This is a genomic window from Pseudomonas sp. YA1 (assembly GCF_058680555.1).
In genome coordinates this window covers 49,350-65,698 of the sequence record NZ_JBZWBG010000012.1, presented here as the reverse complement: position 1 = coordinate 65,698, position 16,349 = coordinate 49,350, and the positions used below count along the sequence as shown (strand labels likewise).

The 16,349-nt window shown below is 67.6% G+C and carries 13 protein-coding genes; 8 read left to right on the top strand and 5 right to left on the bottom strand.

The genetic code is table 11. The features are described from left to right. Window positions 1–33: 33 nt before the first annotated feature. The 5 genes from AC4OR5_RS18150 to narX form a co-directional block, all read right to left on the bottom strand. Complete coding sequence (locus tag AC4OR5_RS18150) at window positions 34–783, bottom strand: class I SAM-dependent methyltransferase (protein ID WP_003092974.1); 750 nt, start codon at window positions 781–783, stop codon at window positions 34–36. A 15-nt stretch (window positions 784–798) separates the two neighbouring features. After that, entirely contained in the window at window positions 799–1,263 is a 465-nt protein-coding gene (locus AC4OR5_RS18145; protein ID WP_003092973.1) for a hypothetical protein, read from the bottom strand. A gap of 160 nt (window positions 1,264–1,423) precedes the next feature. Continuing rightward, window positions 1,424–1,819 (bottom strand): anaerobic/virulence modulator AnvM, encoded by a 396-nt coding sequence (anvM, locus tag AC4OR5_RS18140; RefSeq protein ID WP_003092971.1) that lies wholly within the window; start codon window positions 1,817–1,819, stop codon window positions 1,424–1,426. A gap of 84 nt (window positions 1,820–1,903) precedes the next feature. Continuing rightward, window positions 1,904–2,563 carry a two-component system response regulator NarL gene (narL, locus tag AC4OR5_RS18135; protein WP_009313427.1) on the bottom strand — a complete coding sequence of 220 codons (660 nt, stop codon included), beginning with the start codon at window positions 2,561–2,563 and terminating at the stop codon, window positions 1,904–1,906. After that, the gene (narX, locus tag AC4OR5_RS18130) at window positions 2,560–4,428 is read right to left on the bottom strand and encodes a two-component system sensor histidine kinase NarX (RefSeq protein ID WP_023105968.1); all 1,869 of its coding nucleotides are present in this window, start codon (window positions 4,426–4,428) and stop codon (window positions 2,560–2,562) included. Before narX ends, narL begins: the two co-directional genes overlap by 4 nt. A gap of 174 nt (window positions 4,429–4,602) precedes the next feature. On the opposite strand from narX, the gene AC4OR5_RS18125 reads away from it, so the two are divergent. From AC4OR5_RS18125 to moaA, 8 genes are all read left to right on the top strand, one after another. Further along, window positions 4,603–5,898 (top strand): nitrate/nitrite transporter, encoded by a 1,296-nt coding sequence (locus AC4OR5_RS18125; protein WP_003129535.1) that lies wholly within the window; start codon window positions 4,603–4,605, stop codon window positions 5,896–5,898. Window positions 5,899–5,910: 12 nt separating this feature from the next. Then, complete coding sequence (gene narK2, locus AC4OR5_RS18120) at window positions 5,911–7,317, top strand: nitrate/nitrite transporter NarK2 (protein ID WP_003092963.1); 1,407 nt, start codon at window positions 5,911–5,913, stop codon at window positions 7,315–7,317. Between the two features lie 75 nt (window positions 7,318–7,392). Continuing rightward, window positions 7,393–11,178 carry a nitrate reductase subunit alpha gene (locus AC4OR5_RS18115; protein WP_003092960.1) on the top strand — a complete coding sequence of 1,262 codons (3,786 nt, stop codon included), beginning with the start codon at window positions 7,393–7,395 and terminating at the stop codon, window positions 11,176–11,178. A gap of 11 nt (window positions 11,179–11,189) precedes the next feature. Then, window positions 11,190–12,731, top strand: coding sequence for a nitrate reductase subunit beta (gene narH / locus AC4OR5_RS18110; protein ID WP_003092958.1), 1,542 nt, complete (start codon window positions 11,190–11,192; stop codon window positions 12,729–12,731). A gap of 5 nt (window positions 12,732–12,736) precedes the next feature. Further along, window positions 12,737–13,477 carry a nitrate reductase molybdenum cofactor assembly chaperone gene (narJ, locus tag AC4OR5_RS18105; protein ID WP_003092956.1) on the top strand — a complete coding sequence of 247 codons (741 nt, stop codon included), beginning with the start codon at window positions 12,737–12,739 and terminating at the stop codon, window positions 13,475–13,477. 2 nt (window positions 13,478–13,479) lie between these two features. After that, window positions 13,480–14,163: a respiratory nitrate reductase subunit gamma gene (gene narI, locus AC4OR5_RS18100; protein WP_003092953.1), complete on the top strand. Its 684-nt coding sequence runs from the start codon at window positions 13,480–13,482 to the stop codon at window positions 14,161–14,163. A 54-nt stretch (window positions 14,164–14,217) separates the two neighbouring features. Further along, window positions 14,218–15,036: a peptidylprolyl isomerase gene (locus tag AC4OR5_RS18095; RefSeq protein WP_003092951.1), complete on the top strand. Its 819-nt coding sequence runs from the start codon at window positions 14,218–14,220 to the stop codon at window positions 15,034–15,036. Between the two features lie 56 nt (window positions 15,037–15,092). Then, window positions 15,093–16,082, top strand: coding sequence for a GTP 3',8-cyclase MoaA (moaA, locus tag AC4OR5_RS18090; protein WP_003092949.1), 990 nt, complete (start codon window positions 15,093–15,095; stop codon window positions 16,080–16,082). Window positions 16,083–16,349 lie beyond the last annotated feature (267 nt).

The following is a 16,349-nucleotide window of genomic DNA, read 5'->3' as shown; positions in this document are numbered from 1 at the left end:
TCGCCGACCGCGGAAAACCGCCCGAAGGCTCGGTCAGGCGTCCTTGCGCGCGATCCGCAGCGCCAGCGGCATGCGAACCCTGCGTGTCGAGGTCGGCTCGCCCCAGAGCGCGGCGACCCGTTGCAGGGCCTGGCGCACGAAAGCGTTGCCCTGCGCCTCGCGGCACAGGCGGCTGGCCGACCAGGTGGCCATGTAGTCGAACAACCGGGCCAGGCTCCATTGTTGCTCGATGACGAAGGCCGGCGCGGGGAGTTCGCCCAGCGGCAGCTCGACATCCCGGTAGGCGTTCCACAGCAGGCGGTTCTGTTGCGCCCAGTACGGGCCGATCGGGCGCAGGTATTCCTCGTCGATGGCGGCATCGATCTGCGCGTCGATGCTGAACCAGCCGTAGCCCCAGGCGGCGAACACGCCGCCGGGACGCAGCACGCGCAGCAGCTCGCGGTTGAAGCGCGAGTGGTCGAACCAGTGCCAGGCCTGGGCTACGCAGACCAGGTCGAAGGCGGCGTCGGGATAGTCGGTGGCTTCGGCGTCCTGCACGCTGTAGCGGATACCCGGATGGACAACGGCGTGTTCGATCTGCTGCGCGCTGGTGTCGCTGGCGAGGACTTCGCCGAAGTGCTGCGCCAGGCCGAGCGCGGCCTGGCCGGTACCGGTGGCGCAGTCCCAGGCGCGCCGGCGCTGGCCGCAGAGCCCGGCGAGATGGCGGTAGAGCGCATCGGGATAACGCGGGCGGGCGCTGGCGTAGGCAGCGGAGCCCTGGTCGAACAGACGGCGGGTTTCCATCGGGTCCTCCCTCGGTCAGTTGCCGAAACGCCCGTCCAGGCGTTCGGCGCGGAATTCCAGGGTGCTGGCGCGATAGCCCGGACGCAGCGGCGGCAGCGGCAGGCAGTCGTGCCAGCTGTCGCCGCCGAGCAGGGCGTTCGGCGCCCGGTAGCGCGGGCTGTCGAAGCTGGTGTCGGCCAGGTTGACGCTGTCGCCGGGGCGGTAGGCGGCGATCCTCCAGCGTAGCTCCAGCAACGGACGGTCGCTGCCGTTCTTCAGCTCGACCGCCAGCGGCCGGTCCACCGGACAGCGTTCCGGCGCATAGCTCAGGCGCAGTTCCTGGCGTTGCAGGTGGCGGCTTTCGTCGTTGTCCTGCCAGATCACCCAGGCCGCCACCAGGCCCAGCCCGGCGAGAGCCGCCAGGGAGACCGGCAGGGCCTTGGCCGGGTATCGGACGAGGAGGATGACCCAGGTGAGAACCAGCAGCGCACCGATCAGCATTGAAATGTCCTTTCTTCGAAGCCGAGGGGACATCCTAGCGCACTGCTGCGTATCGCAGGCGGTACGGGCACGCTTACGCGGCGGAGGCGCCGCGATATGCGCGAGGGAGGCCGAAAGGCGGGCGGCAGGCTGGGGATAGCCGCCGCCCCCGGCCGCGCCGTCATTCGCAGCGGCGCTTGCCGCCCGGCGTCAGCAGACGCTCCAGCTCGACGAACAGGCGCTCGGCGTCCTGCGCCTCGCAGTCCTCGCCGTAGCGCTTCTTCAGGCCGTGTTCGCTGAGGGTCAGGTGCAGGGTCGGGACTACCTCGTGGCGCGCCAGGCAGCCTTTCACGCAATGCAGCGGGCAACCGTCGAGGGCCAGGATCGGTCGCCCGGAGCGGGCCCGGCGGACCAACAGCGGGACGTCGCCGCCGACTCCGGCGATGCAGGACATCTCCGCCAGCCGGGCGCGATCCAGGCGCAGCGCGAGATCGTTGGCCAGTTGCGCCACGTTGGAGCAGCCGGAGCAGGCGTAGACCAGGGGAAGGGGATCGTCGGGGCTGCGTTCGAACATCATGACGGGCGCCTCGTGGAAGGAAGCCGCCAGTATCGACGCAGCGCCGCGGTGGATTTCTTGACCGGAATCAAGCCCGCGCGCGGCTCACACCAGGTCGTTCTCCACCGCCCACACCGCGGCCTCGACCCGCGAACGCATGCCGAGCTTGTGCAGCACCCGCTTGACATGGACCTTCACCGTGCCTTCGGTGATGTCCAGCTTTCGCGCGATCATCTTGTTGCTGTAGCCGTGGGCGATCTGGCGGAGGATCTGCCGTTCGCGCTCGGTCAGCTCGTCGAGGCTCTTCGAGCGGTCGTCGCCCCGCAGGGCCTGGGCGAGGATCTGGGTCAACTGCGGGCTCAGGGTCATCTGTCCGGTGGCGGCCTGGCGGATGTGCTCGAGCAGGCGCTCCGGCTCCATGTCCTTGAGCAGGTAGCCGTCGGCGCCGGCGCGCAGGACGTTGACCACGTCGCCCTTGTCGTCGGACACGGTGAACACCACGATGCGTGCGTCGACTCCGGCCTCGCGCAACGCGCGCAGGGTGTCCAGGCCGTTCATGCCCTTCATGTTCAGGTCCAGCAGGATCATGTCCGGGTCCAGCTCGGCGGCCAGGTGCAGGGCTTCCTCGCCGCTGCCGGCCTCGCCGACCACGCTGAGGTCGTCTTCCAGTTCGAGCAACTGGGCGACGCCCTTGCGCATCATCGGATGGTCGTCCACCAGCAGCAGGCGAACCGGTTCGTCGGCGGTGGCTGGCATGTCCGTCATGGGGTCGGCTCCTTGGCGGCGGAGGGTTGCAGGGCGGTCGGCACGAAGCTGAAGAGCACTCGCGTGCCGTGGGGCGCGCGCGCTTCGAAGCGCAACTGGCTGCCGAGGGTCTGGCCGCGCTCCTGCATGATGGTAAGCCCATAGTGGCCGCTGCGGTTCTGCTGCGGATCAAAGCCGACGCCATCGTCCTCGACGGCGATGCTCACCTGGCCGTCGGCCTGGCTGCTCAGGCGCACCCAGGCCCGTTGCGCCTGCGAATGGCGAACCACGTTGGAGAGCGCCTCGCGGACGATCTGCAGGACGTGGATTTCCTCGTTGGGGCTCAGCGGCACGTGTTGCAGGCGGTTGTCCAGTTCGATCGCCACCTCGCCGCGCTCGCCGAACTCGGCCACGGCGTTCCCCAGCGCGGCTTCCAGGCTCGGCTCGTCGAGGCTGAGGCGGAAGGTGGTGAGCAGTTCGCGCAGTTGCCGGTAGGCGCCGTTGAGGCCTTCGCGCAGTTCGTCGAGGGTGTCCTCGATCTTCTCCGCCGGCGCCTCGCGCTTGAGCAGGGTGCCCAGGCGGCTGACCTGGATCTTCAGGTAGGACAGCGACTGTGCCAGCGAGTCGTGCAGTTCACGGGCGATGGTGCCGCGCTCGGCGAACAGGGCCAGGCGGCTTTCCTGTTCCTGTTGCAGGGACAGGGCGAAGGTGCGGGCGATGTTGTCGCAGAAGGTCTCGATCAGTTGCTGCTGCCAGTTCTCCAGGCGGCCGCTGCGGCTTTCGATGAACAGTTCGCCGAAACGGTGGCCGGCGATGGACAGGGGCTGCATCAGCAATGGCTGGGCCAGGGACGAGGGTTGGTCGCAGGCGCTGGCCTGCTCGCGGCAGCTACCGCAGTCGCCCTGCAGGCAGAAGTCCGCCGGGCGCTCGGTGGTGGTCAGCGAACTGTAGGCGCGCTCGACCCCGTCCTTGTTCAGGCAGAGGGTCACGCGGCCGGCGTCTAGCACTTTCTCCAACTGGTTCAGCAGCGGTTGCAGGGTGCGGCTGTCGTAGGGGTTCTCGCCCAGCCGGCGGGCACTGGCGTAGAGCAGTTCGAGGCGCTGGTGGCTCTGCGAGAGGGCGCGGGTCTTGTCCTCCACGCGCTCTTCCAGGTCGCCGTAGATGCTCTTCAGCTCGCCGGCCATCTGGTTGAAGCGCTCGCCCAGTTGCGCCAGTTCGTCCTCGCCGCTGTAGGTGACCCGCGCGTCCAGCTCGCCGCGGCCCAGGCGGCGGGCGGTGCTGGTGAGTTCGCGCAGCGGGCCGATGACGTGATAGCTGAGGTCGTAGAGGGTGACGAACACCACCAGCAGGCTGAGGAACAGGCACAGGCCCTGCACCGTGCTGAGCAGTTGCGAGCGGCGCTCGGCCTTGGACTGGAGGATGCCGACGAAACGGTCGATGTCGCCGACGTAGGCGTCCAGCACGGCGCGTCCGGGCAGCGCGCGCGGGTCCAGGCGCGCGAGGCCCTCGCGCAGCTCCTGGTGCAACTGGCGGATCGGGTCGTCGGCGTCCTGGCGTTGCAGCAGGCGGCGGATGTCGCCGCTGTCGAGGCGTTCGCCGAGGGTCCCGAGCAGCGCCTGGCGGCCTTCCAGGCTGGGCTCCAGGGCGACCCGGTAGGTGAGCATGCGCAACGAGCCGGCGTGGTTGATCACCGCGGCGTCCTGGTGCGTGTAGTCGGCGAAGAGCAGGGCGCTGAACATCCCGATCAGCGCCAGCGATACCAGCAGGGTGAGGTAGCAGCCGAAGCGGACTACCAGGGAGCGGCGCAGGATCGGCTTTCCGGCCCTGTCACTACCTCCAAAGAATCTGTCCCGCTGGTCAGCGTCCGGCGCGGTCGCCTTGTTCATGTGAAAAGCCTTTTAAAACAGTGGGTTGCGCAATAATTCAGGCCATACCTCTTTCGAGGTAGGGGCGCGCATCTAGGCACGGAACGGCCGGTATTTCATTGATTCCTATCAAATTTGCATAGGAACACCTTCCCTAGGCTCTCGCTGAACGCTGTCCGTGCAGAGAGTTTAGCCATGGCTTCCCTACGTCAGAAACAGTACTCCGTCCTCGGTATGAGTACCTTGTCCTTCGCGGTGAATTTCGCCGTGTGGACGATGTTTTCGATCATCGGCATCCGTATCAAGGACGAGCTTGGCCTGAGCGAATCCCAGTTCGGCCTGATGGTCGCCCTGCCGATCCTCACCGGCTCCCTGGTGCGCCTGCCGCTGGGCCTGATCACCGACCGCTTCGGCGGCCGCATCGTGTTCTTCATCCACATGCTGCTGGTGGCCATCCCGATCTACGGCCTGGCCTTCGCCAGCCAGTACTGGCACTACCTGGTGCTCGGCCTGTTCGTCGGCCTGGCCGGCGGCTCCTTCGCGGTCGGCATCGCCTACACCTCGGCCTGGTTCGAGAAGGAGCGCCAGGGCACCGCGATGGGCATCTTCGGCGCCGGCAACGCCGGCGCGGCGATCACCAACCTGGTGGCGCCGATGATCGTGGTCGCCTTCGGCTGGCGCATGGTGCCGCAGGTCTACTCGGTGGCCATGCTGGTCACCGCCGTGCTGTTCTGGCTGTTCACCTGGACCGATCCGGCGCACCTCAAGGGCGCCGCCGAGGCCAGCCAGCGGCCGAGCCTGGCCAAGCAACTGGCGCCGCTCGCCGAGCTGCGCGTCTGGCGCTTCGGCCTGTACTACTTCTTCGTCTTCGGCGGCTTCGTCGCCCTGGCCCTGTGGTTGCCGAAGTACTACATCGCCGAATACGGCCTGGACCTGAAGACCGCATCCTTCATCACCATGCTGTTCACCCTGCCGTCCGGCCTGATCCGCGCCCTCGGCGGCTGGTTCAGCGACCACTACGGCGCGCGCTCGGTGAACTGGGGCGTGTTCTGGGTCTGCCTGGTGTGCCTGTTCTTCCTCTCCTACCCGCAGACCACCATGACCATCCACGGCATCCAGGGCGACCTCAGCCTGGGCATCGGCCTGAACGTCTGGCTGTTCACCTTCCTGGTGTTCGTCGTCGGCATCGCCCAGGGCTTCGGCAAGGCCAGCGTGTACCGGATCATCCACGACTACTACCCGAGCAACATGGGCACCGTCGGCGGCATGGTCGGGGTGATCGGCGGCCTCGGCGGCTTCTGCCTGCCGATCCTGTTCGGCTACGCCGCCGACCACATCGGCGTGCGCTCCTCCTGCTTCATGTTGCTGTTCGGCCTGACCGTGGTCTGCATGGTCTGGATGCACTACGCGATCAAGCAGCAACGCCGCATCGACGGCCAGGCCGCCTCGGCCGACGTCGACCTTCCTCCCACCCTTCCCACCCACTCCTGAGGTAATGCCGTCATGGGCATGATCGCCAATACCCAACTGAAAGCCGCACGGGGACCGCTGCTGCTCGACTGGCGCCCCGAGGACCCCGAGTTCTGGGCGCGCAACGGCAAGCGCATCGCCAGCCGCAACCTGTGGATCTCGATCCCCGCGCTGCTGCTCGCCTTCGCCGTGTGGATGATCTGGAGCACGGTGACCGTGCGCCTGAACAGCGCCGGCTTCGCCTTCAGCAACGACCAGCTGTTCCTGCTCGCGGCGCTGCCGTCGATCTCCGGCGCCACCCTGCGGGTGTTCTATTCGTTCATGGTGCCGATCTTCGGCGGCCGTCGCTGGACCGCCCTGAGCACCGCCTCGATGCTGATCCCGTGCATCTGGCTGGGCTTCGCCGTGCAGGACCCGAGCACCCCGTACTGGGTGTTCGCCCTGATCGCGCTGCTCTGCGGCTTCGGCGGCGGCAACTTCGCCTCGAGCATGTCCAACATCAGCTTCTTCTATCCGAAGAGCCAGCAGGGCACCGCCCTCGGCCTGAATGCCGGGCTCGGCAACCTCGGCGTCTCGGTGATGCAGTTCGCCGTGCCGCTGGCGGTGGCCGGCGGCCTGTTCGGCGCCTTCGGTGGCGAGCCGCAGCAGCTCGGCGACGGCGGTCGCCTGTGGCTGCAGAACGCCGGCTGGATCTGGGTGCCGTTCATCGCCGTGGTATCGGTCGCGGCCTGGTTCGGGATGAACGACATCGCCGACGCCAAGGCCTCGTTCCGCGACCAGGCGGTGATCTTCAAGCGCAAGCACAACTGGCTGATGTGCTGGCTGTACGTGGCCACCTTCGGCTCGTTCATCGGCTTCTCGGCCGGCTTCGCGATGCTCAGCAAGACCCAGTTCCCCGACATCAACCCGCTGCAATACGCCTTCCTCGGTCCGCTGGTGGGCGCCCTCAGCCGGCCCCTGGGCGGCTGGCTGGCGGACAAGTTCGGCGGCGCGCGGATCACCCTGTGGAACTACGCACTGATGATCGGCGGGGTGTTCACGGTGATCGCCTTCCTGCCGGGCGACGGCGGCCAGGGCAACTTCTTCGGCTTCCTTGGCGCCTTCATCCTGCTGTTCTTCTTCGCCGGCATCGGCAACGGTTCCACCTTCCGCATGATCCCGGTGATCTTCCGCAACGAGTGGGCCCGGCGGGTGCGCGACGGCCAGGCCGACGAAGCCGGCGCGGCGCGCAACGCGAGCATGGAGTCGGCCGCGGTGATCGGCTTCTCCGCCGCCATCGGCGCCTTCGGCGGGTTCTTCATCCCGAAGGCGTTCGGCACCTCGCTGCACATGACCGGCAGCGCCGAGGGCGCCCTCTACGTGTTCATCGCCTACTACCTGAGCTGCATCGTCGCCACCTGGTGGTGGTACGCGCGCAAGGGTGCGGAGAGTCCCTGTTGAGTCCGTCGGCAGCAGCCCGCGGCAACCCCTGATTAGCGTTGTAACGCCCGGCACAGACCGGGTGAGGAGATCAAGATGAGTCACCTGCTCGACCGCCTGCAGTTCTTCAAGAAGAAGCAGGGCGAATTCGCCGATGGCCACGGCGAGACCAGCAACGAGAGCCGCGCCTGGGAAGGTGCCTACCGGCAGCGCTGGCAGCACGACAAGATCGTGCGCTCCACCCACGGGGTGAACTGCACCGGTTCCTGCTCCTGGAAGATCTACGTGAAGAACGGCCTGATCACCTGGGAAACCCAGCAGACCGACTACCCGCGCACCCGTCCGGACCTGCCCAACCACGAGCCGCGCGGCTGCCCGCGCGGGGCCAGCTATTCCTGGTACATCTACAGCGCCAACCGCCTGAAGTACCCGAAGGTGCGCAAGCCGTTGCTCAAGCTCTGGCGCGAGGCGCGGGCGCAGCACGGCGACCCGGTGAACGCCTGGGCCAGCATCGTCGAGGACGCCGCCAAGGCGAAGAGCTACAAGAGCCAGCGCGGCCTGGGCGGCTTCGTCCGTTCGAGCTGGGACGAGGTCACCGAGATCATCGCCGCGGCCAACGTCTACACCGCCAAGACCTACGGTCCGGACCGGGTGATCGGCTTCTCGCCGATCCCGGCCATGTCGATGGTCAGCTACGCCGCCGGCGCCCGCTACCTGTCGCTGATCGGCGGGGTCTGCCTGAGCTTCTACGACTGGTACTGCGACCTGCCGCCGGCCAGCCCGCAGATCTGGGGCGAGCAGACCGACGTGCCGGAGTCGGCCGACTGGTACAACTCCAGCTACATCATCGCCTGGGGCTCCAACGTGCCGCAGACGCGGACCCCGGACGCGCACTTCTTCACCGAGGTGCGCTACAAGGGCACCAAGACCGTCTCCATCACCCCGGACTATTCCGAGGTGGCCAAGCTCACCGACCTCTGGCTCAACCCCAAGCAGGGCACCGACGCCGCGCTGGGCATGGCCTTCGGTCACGTGATCCTGAAGGAATTCCACCTCGACCGGCCGAGCGCCTACTTCGTCGACTACTGCCGCCAGTACACCGACATGCCGATGCTGGTGTTGCTGGAAGAACACGCCGGCGGCGCGTTCAAGCCGACCCGCTACCTGCGCGCCGCCGACCTGGCGGACAACCTCGGCCAGGACAACAACCCCGAGTGGAAGACCATCGCCTACGACGAGCGCAGCGGCGGGCTGGTCTCGCCCACCGGCGCCATCGGCTATCGCTGGGGCGAGTCAGGCAAGTGGAACATCGCCGAGCTGGACGGCAGGAGCGGTGACCAGACGCGCCTGCAACTGTCGCTGCTCGATGGCCCGGAACATGCCTGCGAGGTGGCCTTCCCGTATTTCGCCGGGCAGGAGCACCCGCACTTCAAGGGCGTCGCCAACGACGAGGTACTGCTGCGCCGGGTGCCGTTCCGCGAGATCGTCGCGGCGGACGGCAAGCGCCTGCGGGTGGCCACCGTCTACGACCTGCAGATGGCCAACTACAGCATCGACCGCGGCCTGGGCGGCGACAACGTGGCGACCTCCTACGAGGACGCCGACACGCCCTATACCCCGGCCTGGCAGGAGCGCATCACCGGCGTTCCGGCGGCGCGCGCGACGCAGGTCGCCCGCGAGTTCGCCGACAGCGCCGACAAGACCCGCGGCAAGGCGATGGTGATCATCGGCGCGGCGATGAACCACTGGTACCACATGGACATGAACTACCGCGCGGTCATCAACATGCTGATGATGTGCGGCTGCATCGGCCAGAGCGGCGGCGGCTGGGCGCACTATGTCGGCCAGGAGAAGCTGCGCCCGCAGACCGGCTGGGCGCCGCTGGCCTTCGGCCTGGACTGGAGCCGGCCGCCGCGGCAGATGAACGGCACCAGCTTCTTCTACCTGCACAGCTCGCAATGGCGCCACGAGAAGCTGTCGATGCACGAGGTGCTGTCGCCGCTGGCCGACGCCAGCCGCTTCGCCGAACACGCCCTGGACTACAACATCCAGGCCGAACGCCTCGGCTGGCTGCCGTCGGCGCCGCAACTGAACCGCAACCCGCTGCGCATCGCCGCCGAGGCCGAGGCCGCCGGCCTGCCGGTCGCCGACTACGTGGTGCGCGAACTGAAGAGCGGCGGCCTGCGCTTCGCCAGCGAATCGCCGGACGATCCGCAGAACTTCCCGCGCAACATGTTCATCTGGCGCTCCAACCTGCTGGGCTCCTCCGGCAAGGGCCACGAGTACATGCTCAAGTACCTGCTCGGGGCGAAGAACGGGGTGATGAACGATGACCTCGGCAAGGCCGGCGGTCCGCGTCCCACCGAGGTCGACTGGGTCGACGACGGTGCCGAGGGCAAGCTCGACCTGGTCACCACCCTGGACTTCCGCATGTCCTCCACCTGCATGTACTCGGACATCGTCCTGCCGACCGCTACCTGGTACGAGAAGGACGACCTCAACACCTCCGACATGCACCCCTTCATCCATCCGCTGTCGGCGGCCACCGATCCGGCCTGGGAAGCCAAGAGCGACTGGGAGATCTACAAGGCCATCGCCAAGAAGTTCTCCGCCGTCGCCGAAGGCCACCTCGGCGTGGAGCAGGACCTGGTCACGGTGCCGCTGCTGCACGACACCCCCACCGAGCTGGCGCAGCCGTTCGGCGGCGACGGCCATGACTGGAAGAAGGGCGAGTGCGAGCCGATGCCGGGACGCAACCTGCCGACGCTGCACCTGGTCGAGCGCGACTACCCGAACGTCTACCGCAAGTTCACCTCGCTCGGTCCGCTGCTGGACAAGCTGGGCAACGGCGGCAAGGGCATCGGCTGGAACACCGAGAAGGAAGTGAAGCTGGTCGGCGACCTCAACCATCGCGTCGTCGAGAGCGGCGTCAGCCAGGGCCGGCCGCGCATCGACAGCGCCATCGACGCCGCCGAGGTGGTCCTCGCCCTGGCTCCGGAAACCAACGGCCAGGTCGCGGTCAAGGCCTGGGAAGCGCTGTCGAAGATCACCGGCCGCGAGCACGCCCACCTGGCGCTGCCCAAGGAAGACGAGAAGATCCGCTTCCGCGACATCCAGGTGCAGCCGCGCAAGATCATCTCCAGCCCGACCTGGTCCGGCCTCGAGGACGAGCACGTCAGCTACAACGCCGGCTACACCAACGTCCACGAGCTGATCCCGTGGCGCACCATCACCGGTCGCCAGCAGTTCTACCAGGACCACCCATGGATGCAGGCGTTCGGCGAAGGCTTCGTCAGCTACCGGCCGCCGGTCAACACCCGGACCACCGAGAAGCTGTTGAACAGGAAGCCCAACGGCAACCCGGAGATCACCCTGAACTGGATCACCCCACACCAGAAATGGGGCATCCACTCCACCTACAGCGACAACCTGCTGATGCTCACCCTGTCGCGCGGCGGTCCGATCATCTGGCTCAGCGAGCACGACGCGGCCAAGGCCGGGATCGTCGATAACGACTGGGTCGAGGTGTTCAACGCCAACGGCGCGGCGACCTGCCGCGCGGTGGTCAGCCAGCGGGTCAAGGACGGCATGGTGATGATGTACCACGCCCAGGAACGCATCGTGAACGTACCCGGCAGCGAGACCACCGGCACCCGTGGCGGCCACCACAACTCGGTGACCCGCGTGGTGCTCAAGCCGACCCACATGATCGGCGGCTACGCCCAGCAGGCCTGGGGCTTCAACTACTACGGCACGGTCGGCTGCAACCGCGACGAGTTCGTCGTGGTGCGCAAGATGAGCAAGGTCGACTGGCTGGACGAACCCCGCCACGGCGGACTCGGCGGCGACGCCCTGCCGCAACCGCTGCCCCAGGACATTTGAGGAGAGACGCCATGAAAATTCGTTCGCAAGTCGGCATGGTGCTGAACCTCGACAAATGCATCGGTTGCCACACCTGCTCGATCACCTGCAAGAACGTCTGGACCAGCCGCGAAGGCATGGAGTACGCCTGGTTCAACAACGTCGAGACCAAGCCCGGGATCGGCTACCCGAAGGAATGGGAAAACCAGGAGAAGTGGAAGGGCGGCTGGGTGCGCGCGGCGGACGGTTCGATCCGCCCGCGCATCGGCGGCAAGTTCCGCGTGCTGGCGAACATCTTCGCCAACCCGGACCTGCCCGAGATCGACGACTACTACGAACCGTTCGACTTCGACTACCAGCACCTGCATACCGCGCCCAAGGCCGAACACCAGCCGGTGGCGCGCCCGCGCTCGCTGGTCTCCGGGCAGCGCATGGAGAAGATCGAGTGGGGCCCGAACTGGGAGGAGATCCTCGGCACCGAGTTCGCCAAGCGGCGCAAGGACAAGAACTTCGACCAGGTCCAGGCGGACATCTACGGTGAGTACGAGAACACCTTCATGATGTACCTGCCGCGCCTCTGCGAGCACTGCCTGAACCCGGCGTGCGTGGCGTCCTGCCCGAGCGGGGCGATCTACAAGCGCGAGGAGGACGGTATCGTCCTGATCGACCAGGACAAGTGCCGCGGCTGGCGGATGTGCATCTCCGGCTGCCCGTACAAGAAGATCTACTTCAACTGGAAGAGCGGCAAGTCCGAGAAGTGCATCTTCTGCTACCCGCGCATCGAGGCCGGCCAGCCCACCGTCTGCTCGGAGACCTGCGTCGGGCGCATCCGCTACCTCGGCGTGCTGCTCTACGACGCCGACCGCATCCACGAAGTGGCCAGTTGCGAGAACGAGCGCGAGCTGTACGAGAAGCAACTGGAGATCTTCCTCGATCCGTTCGACCCGGCGGTGATCGCCCAGGCGCGCAAGGACGGGGTGGCCGACAGCGTCATCGAGGCGGCGCAGAAGTCGCCGGTGTACAAGCTGGCGATGGACTGGAAGCTGGCCCTGCCGCTGCACCCGGAATACCGCACGCTGCCGATGGTCTGGTACGTGCCGCCGCTGTCGCCGATCCAGAACGCCGCCGCCGAGGGGCACATCGGCAGCGACGGGGTGATCCCGGACGTCGAGTCGCTGCGCATCCCCGTGCAGTACCTGGCCAACCTGCTCACCGCCGGCGACACCGCGCCGGTGCTGCTGGCGCTCAAGCGCCTGCTGGCGATGCGCGCCTACAAGCGCGCCGAGCACGTCGAAGGCCGCCAGGACCTGGAGGTGCTGGCCAAGGTCGGGTTGAGCGTGGAGCAGGTGGAGGAGATGTACCGCTACCTGGCCATCGCCAACTACGAGGATCGCTTCGTGATCCCCAGCGCGCACCGCGAGGAAGCGCTCTCCGATGCCTTCGCCGAGCGTTCCGGCTGCGGCTTCAGCTTCGGCAATGGCTGTTCCGGCGGCAGCAACTCCGCCGTCAACCTGTTCGGCGGCAAGCCGACCAACCGCCGCGACGTGATCCAGGTCGTGCAGATCCAGGAGTGAGCGCCATGAACGATCACAGCCAACTGTTCCGCCTGCTCGCCCTGCTGCTCGACTATCCGCGCGCCGAGCTGCGCGAGGAGAGCCTCGGCCTGCATGCGCTGATCCGCACCTGCGAACTGCCGGAAGCGCTGCGCGACGGCCTCGCGGCGCTGCTCAACGAACTCTGCCAGGGCGACCTGCTGGACGTCCAGGCGCGCTACGACGGTCTCTTCGAGCGCGGTCGCTCGGTCTCGCTGCTGCTCTTCGAGCACGTCCACGGCGAGAGCCGCGACCGTGGCCAGGCGATGGTCGACCTGCTCGACCGCTATACCGGGGCCGGCCTGCAGATCGACGTACCGGAGCTGCCGGACTACCTGCCGCTGTACCTCGAATACCTGTCGCTGCTGCCGTTCGCGGCGGCCAGCGAAGGGCTCGCCGAAGTGGCGCACATCCTCGGCCTGCTGGCGCTGCGCCTGGAGGAACGCGGCAGCGCCTACGCGGCGATTTTCGAGGCGTTGCTGGAACTCGGCGGCGAGCGCCCGGACCTCGGCGCGTTGCGTCGCGACCAGGCCCAGGAACAGCGCGACGACAGCCTGGAGGCCATCGACCGGGCCTGGGAGGAAACCCCGGTGAGCTTCACCGACCCTGCCGGCGGTTGCCCGTCGAGCAGCGGCCGCCGTCCGACGGCGTCCACCGAACAACCATTGCAATGGGTCGCCCAGCCGGTACCGCAGATGCAGTACCGCGCGGCCCGCGAAGGAGTCTGAGCATGTCGACCAATCTTCTGTTCTTCGGGATCTATCCCTATGTCGCGCTGCTGATCTGCCTGGTCGGCAGCTGGGCGCGCTTCGACCTCTCGCAGTACACCTGGAAGGCCGGTTCCAGCCAGATGCTCAGCAAGAAGGGCATGCGGGTATACAGCAACCTGTTCCACGTCGGCGTGCTGTTCATCCTCGCCGGCCACTTCGTCGGCCTGCTGACCCCGGCCTCGGTCTACCACCACCTGATCAGCACCGAGAACAAGCAACTGCTGGCGATGGTCTCCGGCGGCTTCTTCGGCGTGCTCTGCTTCATCGGCCTGAGCGGACTGATCCTGCGCCGCCTGACCGACGCACGGGTGCGCGCCACCGGCAACGCCTCCGACCTGATGATCCTGCTGGTGCTCTACGCCCAGCTGATCCTCGGCCTCTCCACCATCGTCGCCTCGACCCATCACATGGATGGCTCGGTGATGGTGATGCTCGCCGACTGGGCCCAGGCCATCGTCACCCTGCGTCCGCTGGCGGCGGCCGAAGCCATCGCGCCGGTGGGCCTGGTCTACAAGCTGCACGTCGGCCTGGGCCTGACCCTGTTCGTGCTGTTCCCCTTCACCCGCCTGGTGCACATCGTCAGCGCGCCGGTGTGGTACCTGGGCCGGCGCTACCAGATCGTGCGCCAGAAACGTCCTGCCTGAACCCTGGGCGGCCGGCGCATCCGGCGCCGGCCCGCCGAACCGAGGTGATCGATCATGAGTTGCTCCCACTACGAAGAACGCGTCGAGAAGGTCGAACTGCCGCAACTGAAGGTCAACGGCGTGGCCATCGGCGAAGACCTGCTGGCCCGCGAACTGCAATACCACCCGGCGGACAGCTACGCGCTGGCGCTGGAGGCCGCCTGCCGTGCGCTGATCGTCCGCCAGTTGCTCCTGCAACGGGCCGACGCGCTGGGCATCGAGGCCCGCTGCGAAGACGGCGAGACGCCGGAGGAAGCGCGCATCCGCCAATTGCTGGAGGAAGAGGTGCAGGTCCCGGAAGCCGACGAAGACGCCTGCCGGACCTGGTACGCGGCCAATCCGGGGCGCCTGCTCGGCCCCTGGCGCCTGCAATTGCGCCATGTGCTGCTGGCCTGCGCGCCGGACGACCTGGAAGGCCGCGAGACGGCGCGCAAGCAGGCCGCGGAGCTGCTCGACGAGTTGCGCGGGCATCCCGAGCGCTTCGTCGACCTGGCCCGGCGTTTCTCCGCCTGTCCGTCGAAGGAGGCGGGCGGCGACCTCGGCTGGATCGAGCCGGGGCAGACCGTCCCCGAATTCGAGAAGCGCCTGCTGCGCCGCGCGCCCGGGCTGCTCGAGCATCCGCTGGAAAGCCGCTATGGCCTGCATGTGGTGGAACTGCTGGCGCGCGAGGGCGGCGAGCCGCTCGACTTCGACGCGGCCCGCGCGCAAATCGCCGCGCACCTGCAAGCGCAAGTGTTGCAGCGGGCCGTGGGGCAGTACATCGGCGTGCTGGCGGGAGACGCCTGCATCGAGGGCTTCGCCTTCGAGGGCGCGGATGGGGCGCTGGTGCAATAGGTTTCGGCGCCGTTGTTTCCCTCTTCCTCCCGCACATCAATCGGAGTACCCAGGACATGACCGACTGGATCGATGGCCAAGGCCGACAGATCGACTACCTGCGCCTGTCGGTCACCGACCGTTGCGACTTCCGCTGTGTCTACTGCATGGCCGAGGACATGCGCTTCCTGCCGCGCCAGCAGGTGCTGACTCTGGAGGAGATCGAGCGGGTCGCCCGGCTGTTCGTCGCCGGCGGCGTGCGCAAGCTGCGCCTGACCGGCGGCGAGCCGCTGGTGCGGCCCGGCATCGTCGGCCTGTGCGAGCGCCTGGCGGCACTGCCGGGGTTGCGCGAACTGTGCATGACCAGCAACGGCTCGCAACTGGTGCGCTACGCCCGGCCGTTGTACGACGCCGGCCTGTCGCGTCTCAACATCAGCCTCGACACCCTCGATCCGCTGCGCTTCCGGGCGATCACCCGCAACGGCGAGCTGGACAAGGTGCTGGCCGGCATCGACGCCGCCCAGGCCGCCGGTTTCCGCCGGATCAAGCTGAACGCGGTGGTGATGAAGGGGCGCAACGCCGATGAGGTGCCGGCGCTGGTGGACTTCGCCATCGCCCGCGGCCTGGATATCAGCTTCATCGAGGAGATGCCGCTTGGCCAGGTCGGCCGCGAACGTGGCGAGAGCTTCTGCTCCAGCGACGAAGTACGCGCGCTGATCGCCCAGCGCCACGCCTTGCTCGACAGCGCCGAGCAGAGCGGCGGGCCGGCGCGCTACGTGCGCCTGGTCGAGCATCCGCAGACACGCATCGGCTTCATCTCGCCGCACTCGCACAACTTCTGCGCCACCTGCAACCGCCTGCGCCTGACCGTCGAGGGCCGCCTGCTGCTGTGCCTCGGCCACGAGCATTCGCTCGACCTGCGCGCGCTGCTGCGCCGCCACCCGCTGCACGACGGGCCGTTGCTGGAAGCGATCGGCGAGGCGCTCCAGCGCAAGCCGGCGCGCCATGAATTCAGCGCCGCCGGCGAGGTGCAGGTGCTGCGCTTCATGAACATGAGCGGCGGCTGAGGCGACTCAGGGCGTAGCCAGCGGGCCTTCGCCAGGGGCCAGGGCGAGGCCGCTCTTCTGGTAGGCCAGCAGGGTCTCGCTGCTGTACAGCTCACCCCAGGAAAACATCACGGCATAACCGTCGCTGGAGCTGCGCGCGATCACATAGCTGTAGCGGCTTGCAGTCGAAAACCGGCGGGCTCGCAATCAGCGCGATTTTGGGCTCAGATTATCTGCGACTGACGGTGGAGGCGGGCTCACATTAATTGCGAGCGAGCTTGCAATCCG

What these genes read in the sequence shown, in the direction of transcription:
- AC4OR5_RS18115 (WP_003092960.1), top strand. Translation starts at nt 7,393, where the DNA reads ATGAGTCACCTGCTCGACCGCCTGCAGTTCTTCAAGAAGAAGCAGGGC.
- narI (WP_003092953.1), top strand. Translation starts at nt 13,480, where the DNA reads ATGTCGACCAATCTTCTGTTCTTCGGGATCTATCCCTATGTCGCGCTG.
- narH (WP_003092958.1), top strand. Translation starts at nt 11,190, where the DNA reads ATGAAAATTCGTTCGCAAGTCGGCATGGTGCTGAACCTCGACAAATGC.
- AC4OR5_RS18125 (WP_003129535.1), top strand. Translation starts at nt 4,603, where the DNA reads ATGGCTTCCCTACGTCAGAAACAGTACTCCGTCCTCGGTATGAGTACC.
- AC4OR5_RS18095 (WP_003092951.1), top strand. Translation starts at nt 14,218, where the DNA reads ATGAGTTGCTCCCACTACGAAGAACGCGTCGAGAAGGTCGAACTGCCG.
- AC4OR5_RS18150 (WP_003092974.1), bottom strand. Translation starts at nt 783, where the DNA reads ATGGAAACCCGCCGTCTGTTCGACCAGGGCTCCGCTGCCTACGCCAGC.
- narJ (WP_003092956.1), top strand. Translation starts at nt 12,737, where the DNA reads ATGAACGATCACAGCCAACTGTTCCGCCTGCTCGCCCTGCTGCTCGAC.
- anvM (WP_003092971.1), bottom strand. Translation starts at nt 1,819, where the DNA reads ATGATGTTCGAACGCAGCCCCGACGATCCCCTTCCCCTGGTCTACGCC.
- narL (WP_009313427.1), bottom strand. Translation starts at nt 2,563, where the DNA reads ATGACGGACATGCCAGCCACCGCCGACGAACCGGTTCGCCTGCTGCTG.
- moaA (WP_003092949.1), top strand. Translation starts at nt 15,093, where the DNA reads ATGACCGACTGGATCGATGGCCAAGGCCGACAGATCGACTACCTGCGC.
- AC4OR5_RS18145 (WP_003092973.1), bottom strand. Translation starts at nt 1,263, where the DNA reads ATGCTGATCGGTGCGCTGCTGGTTCTCACCTGGGTCATCCTCCTCGTC.
- narX (WP_023105968.1), bottom strand. Translation starts at nt 4,428, where the DNA reads ATGAACAAGGCGACCGCGCCGGACGCTGACCAGCGGGACAGATTCTTT.
- narK2 (WP_003092963.1), top strand. Translation starts at nt 5,911, where the DNA reads ATGGGCATGATCGCCAATACCCAACTGAAAGCCGCACGGGGACCGCTG.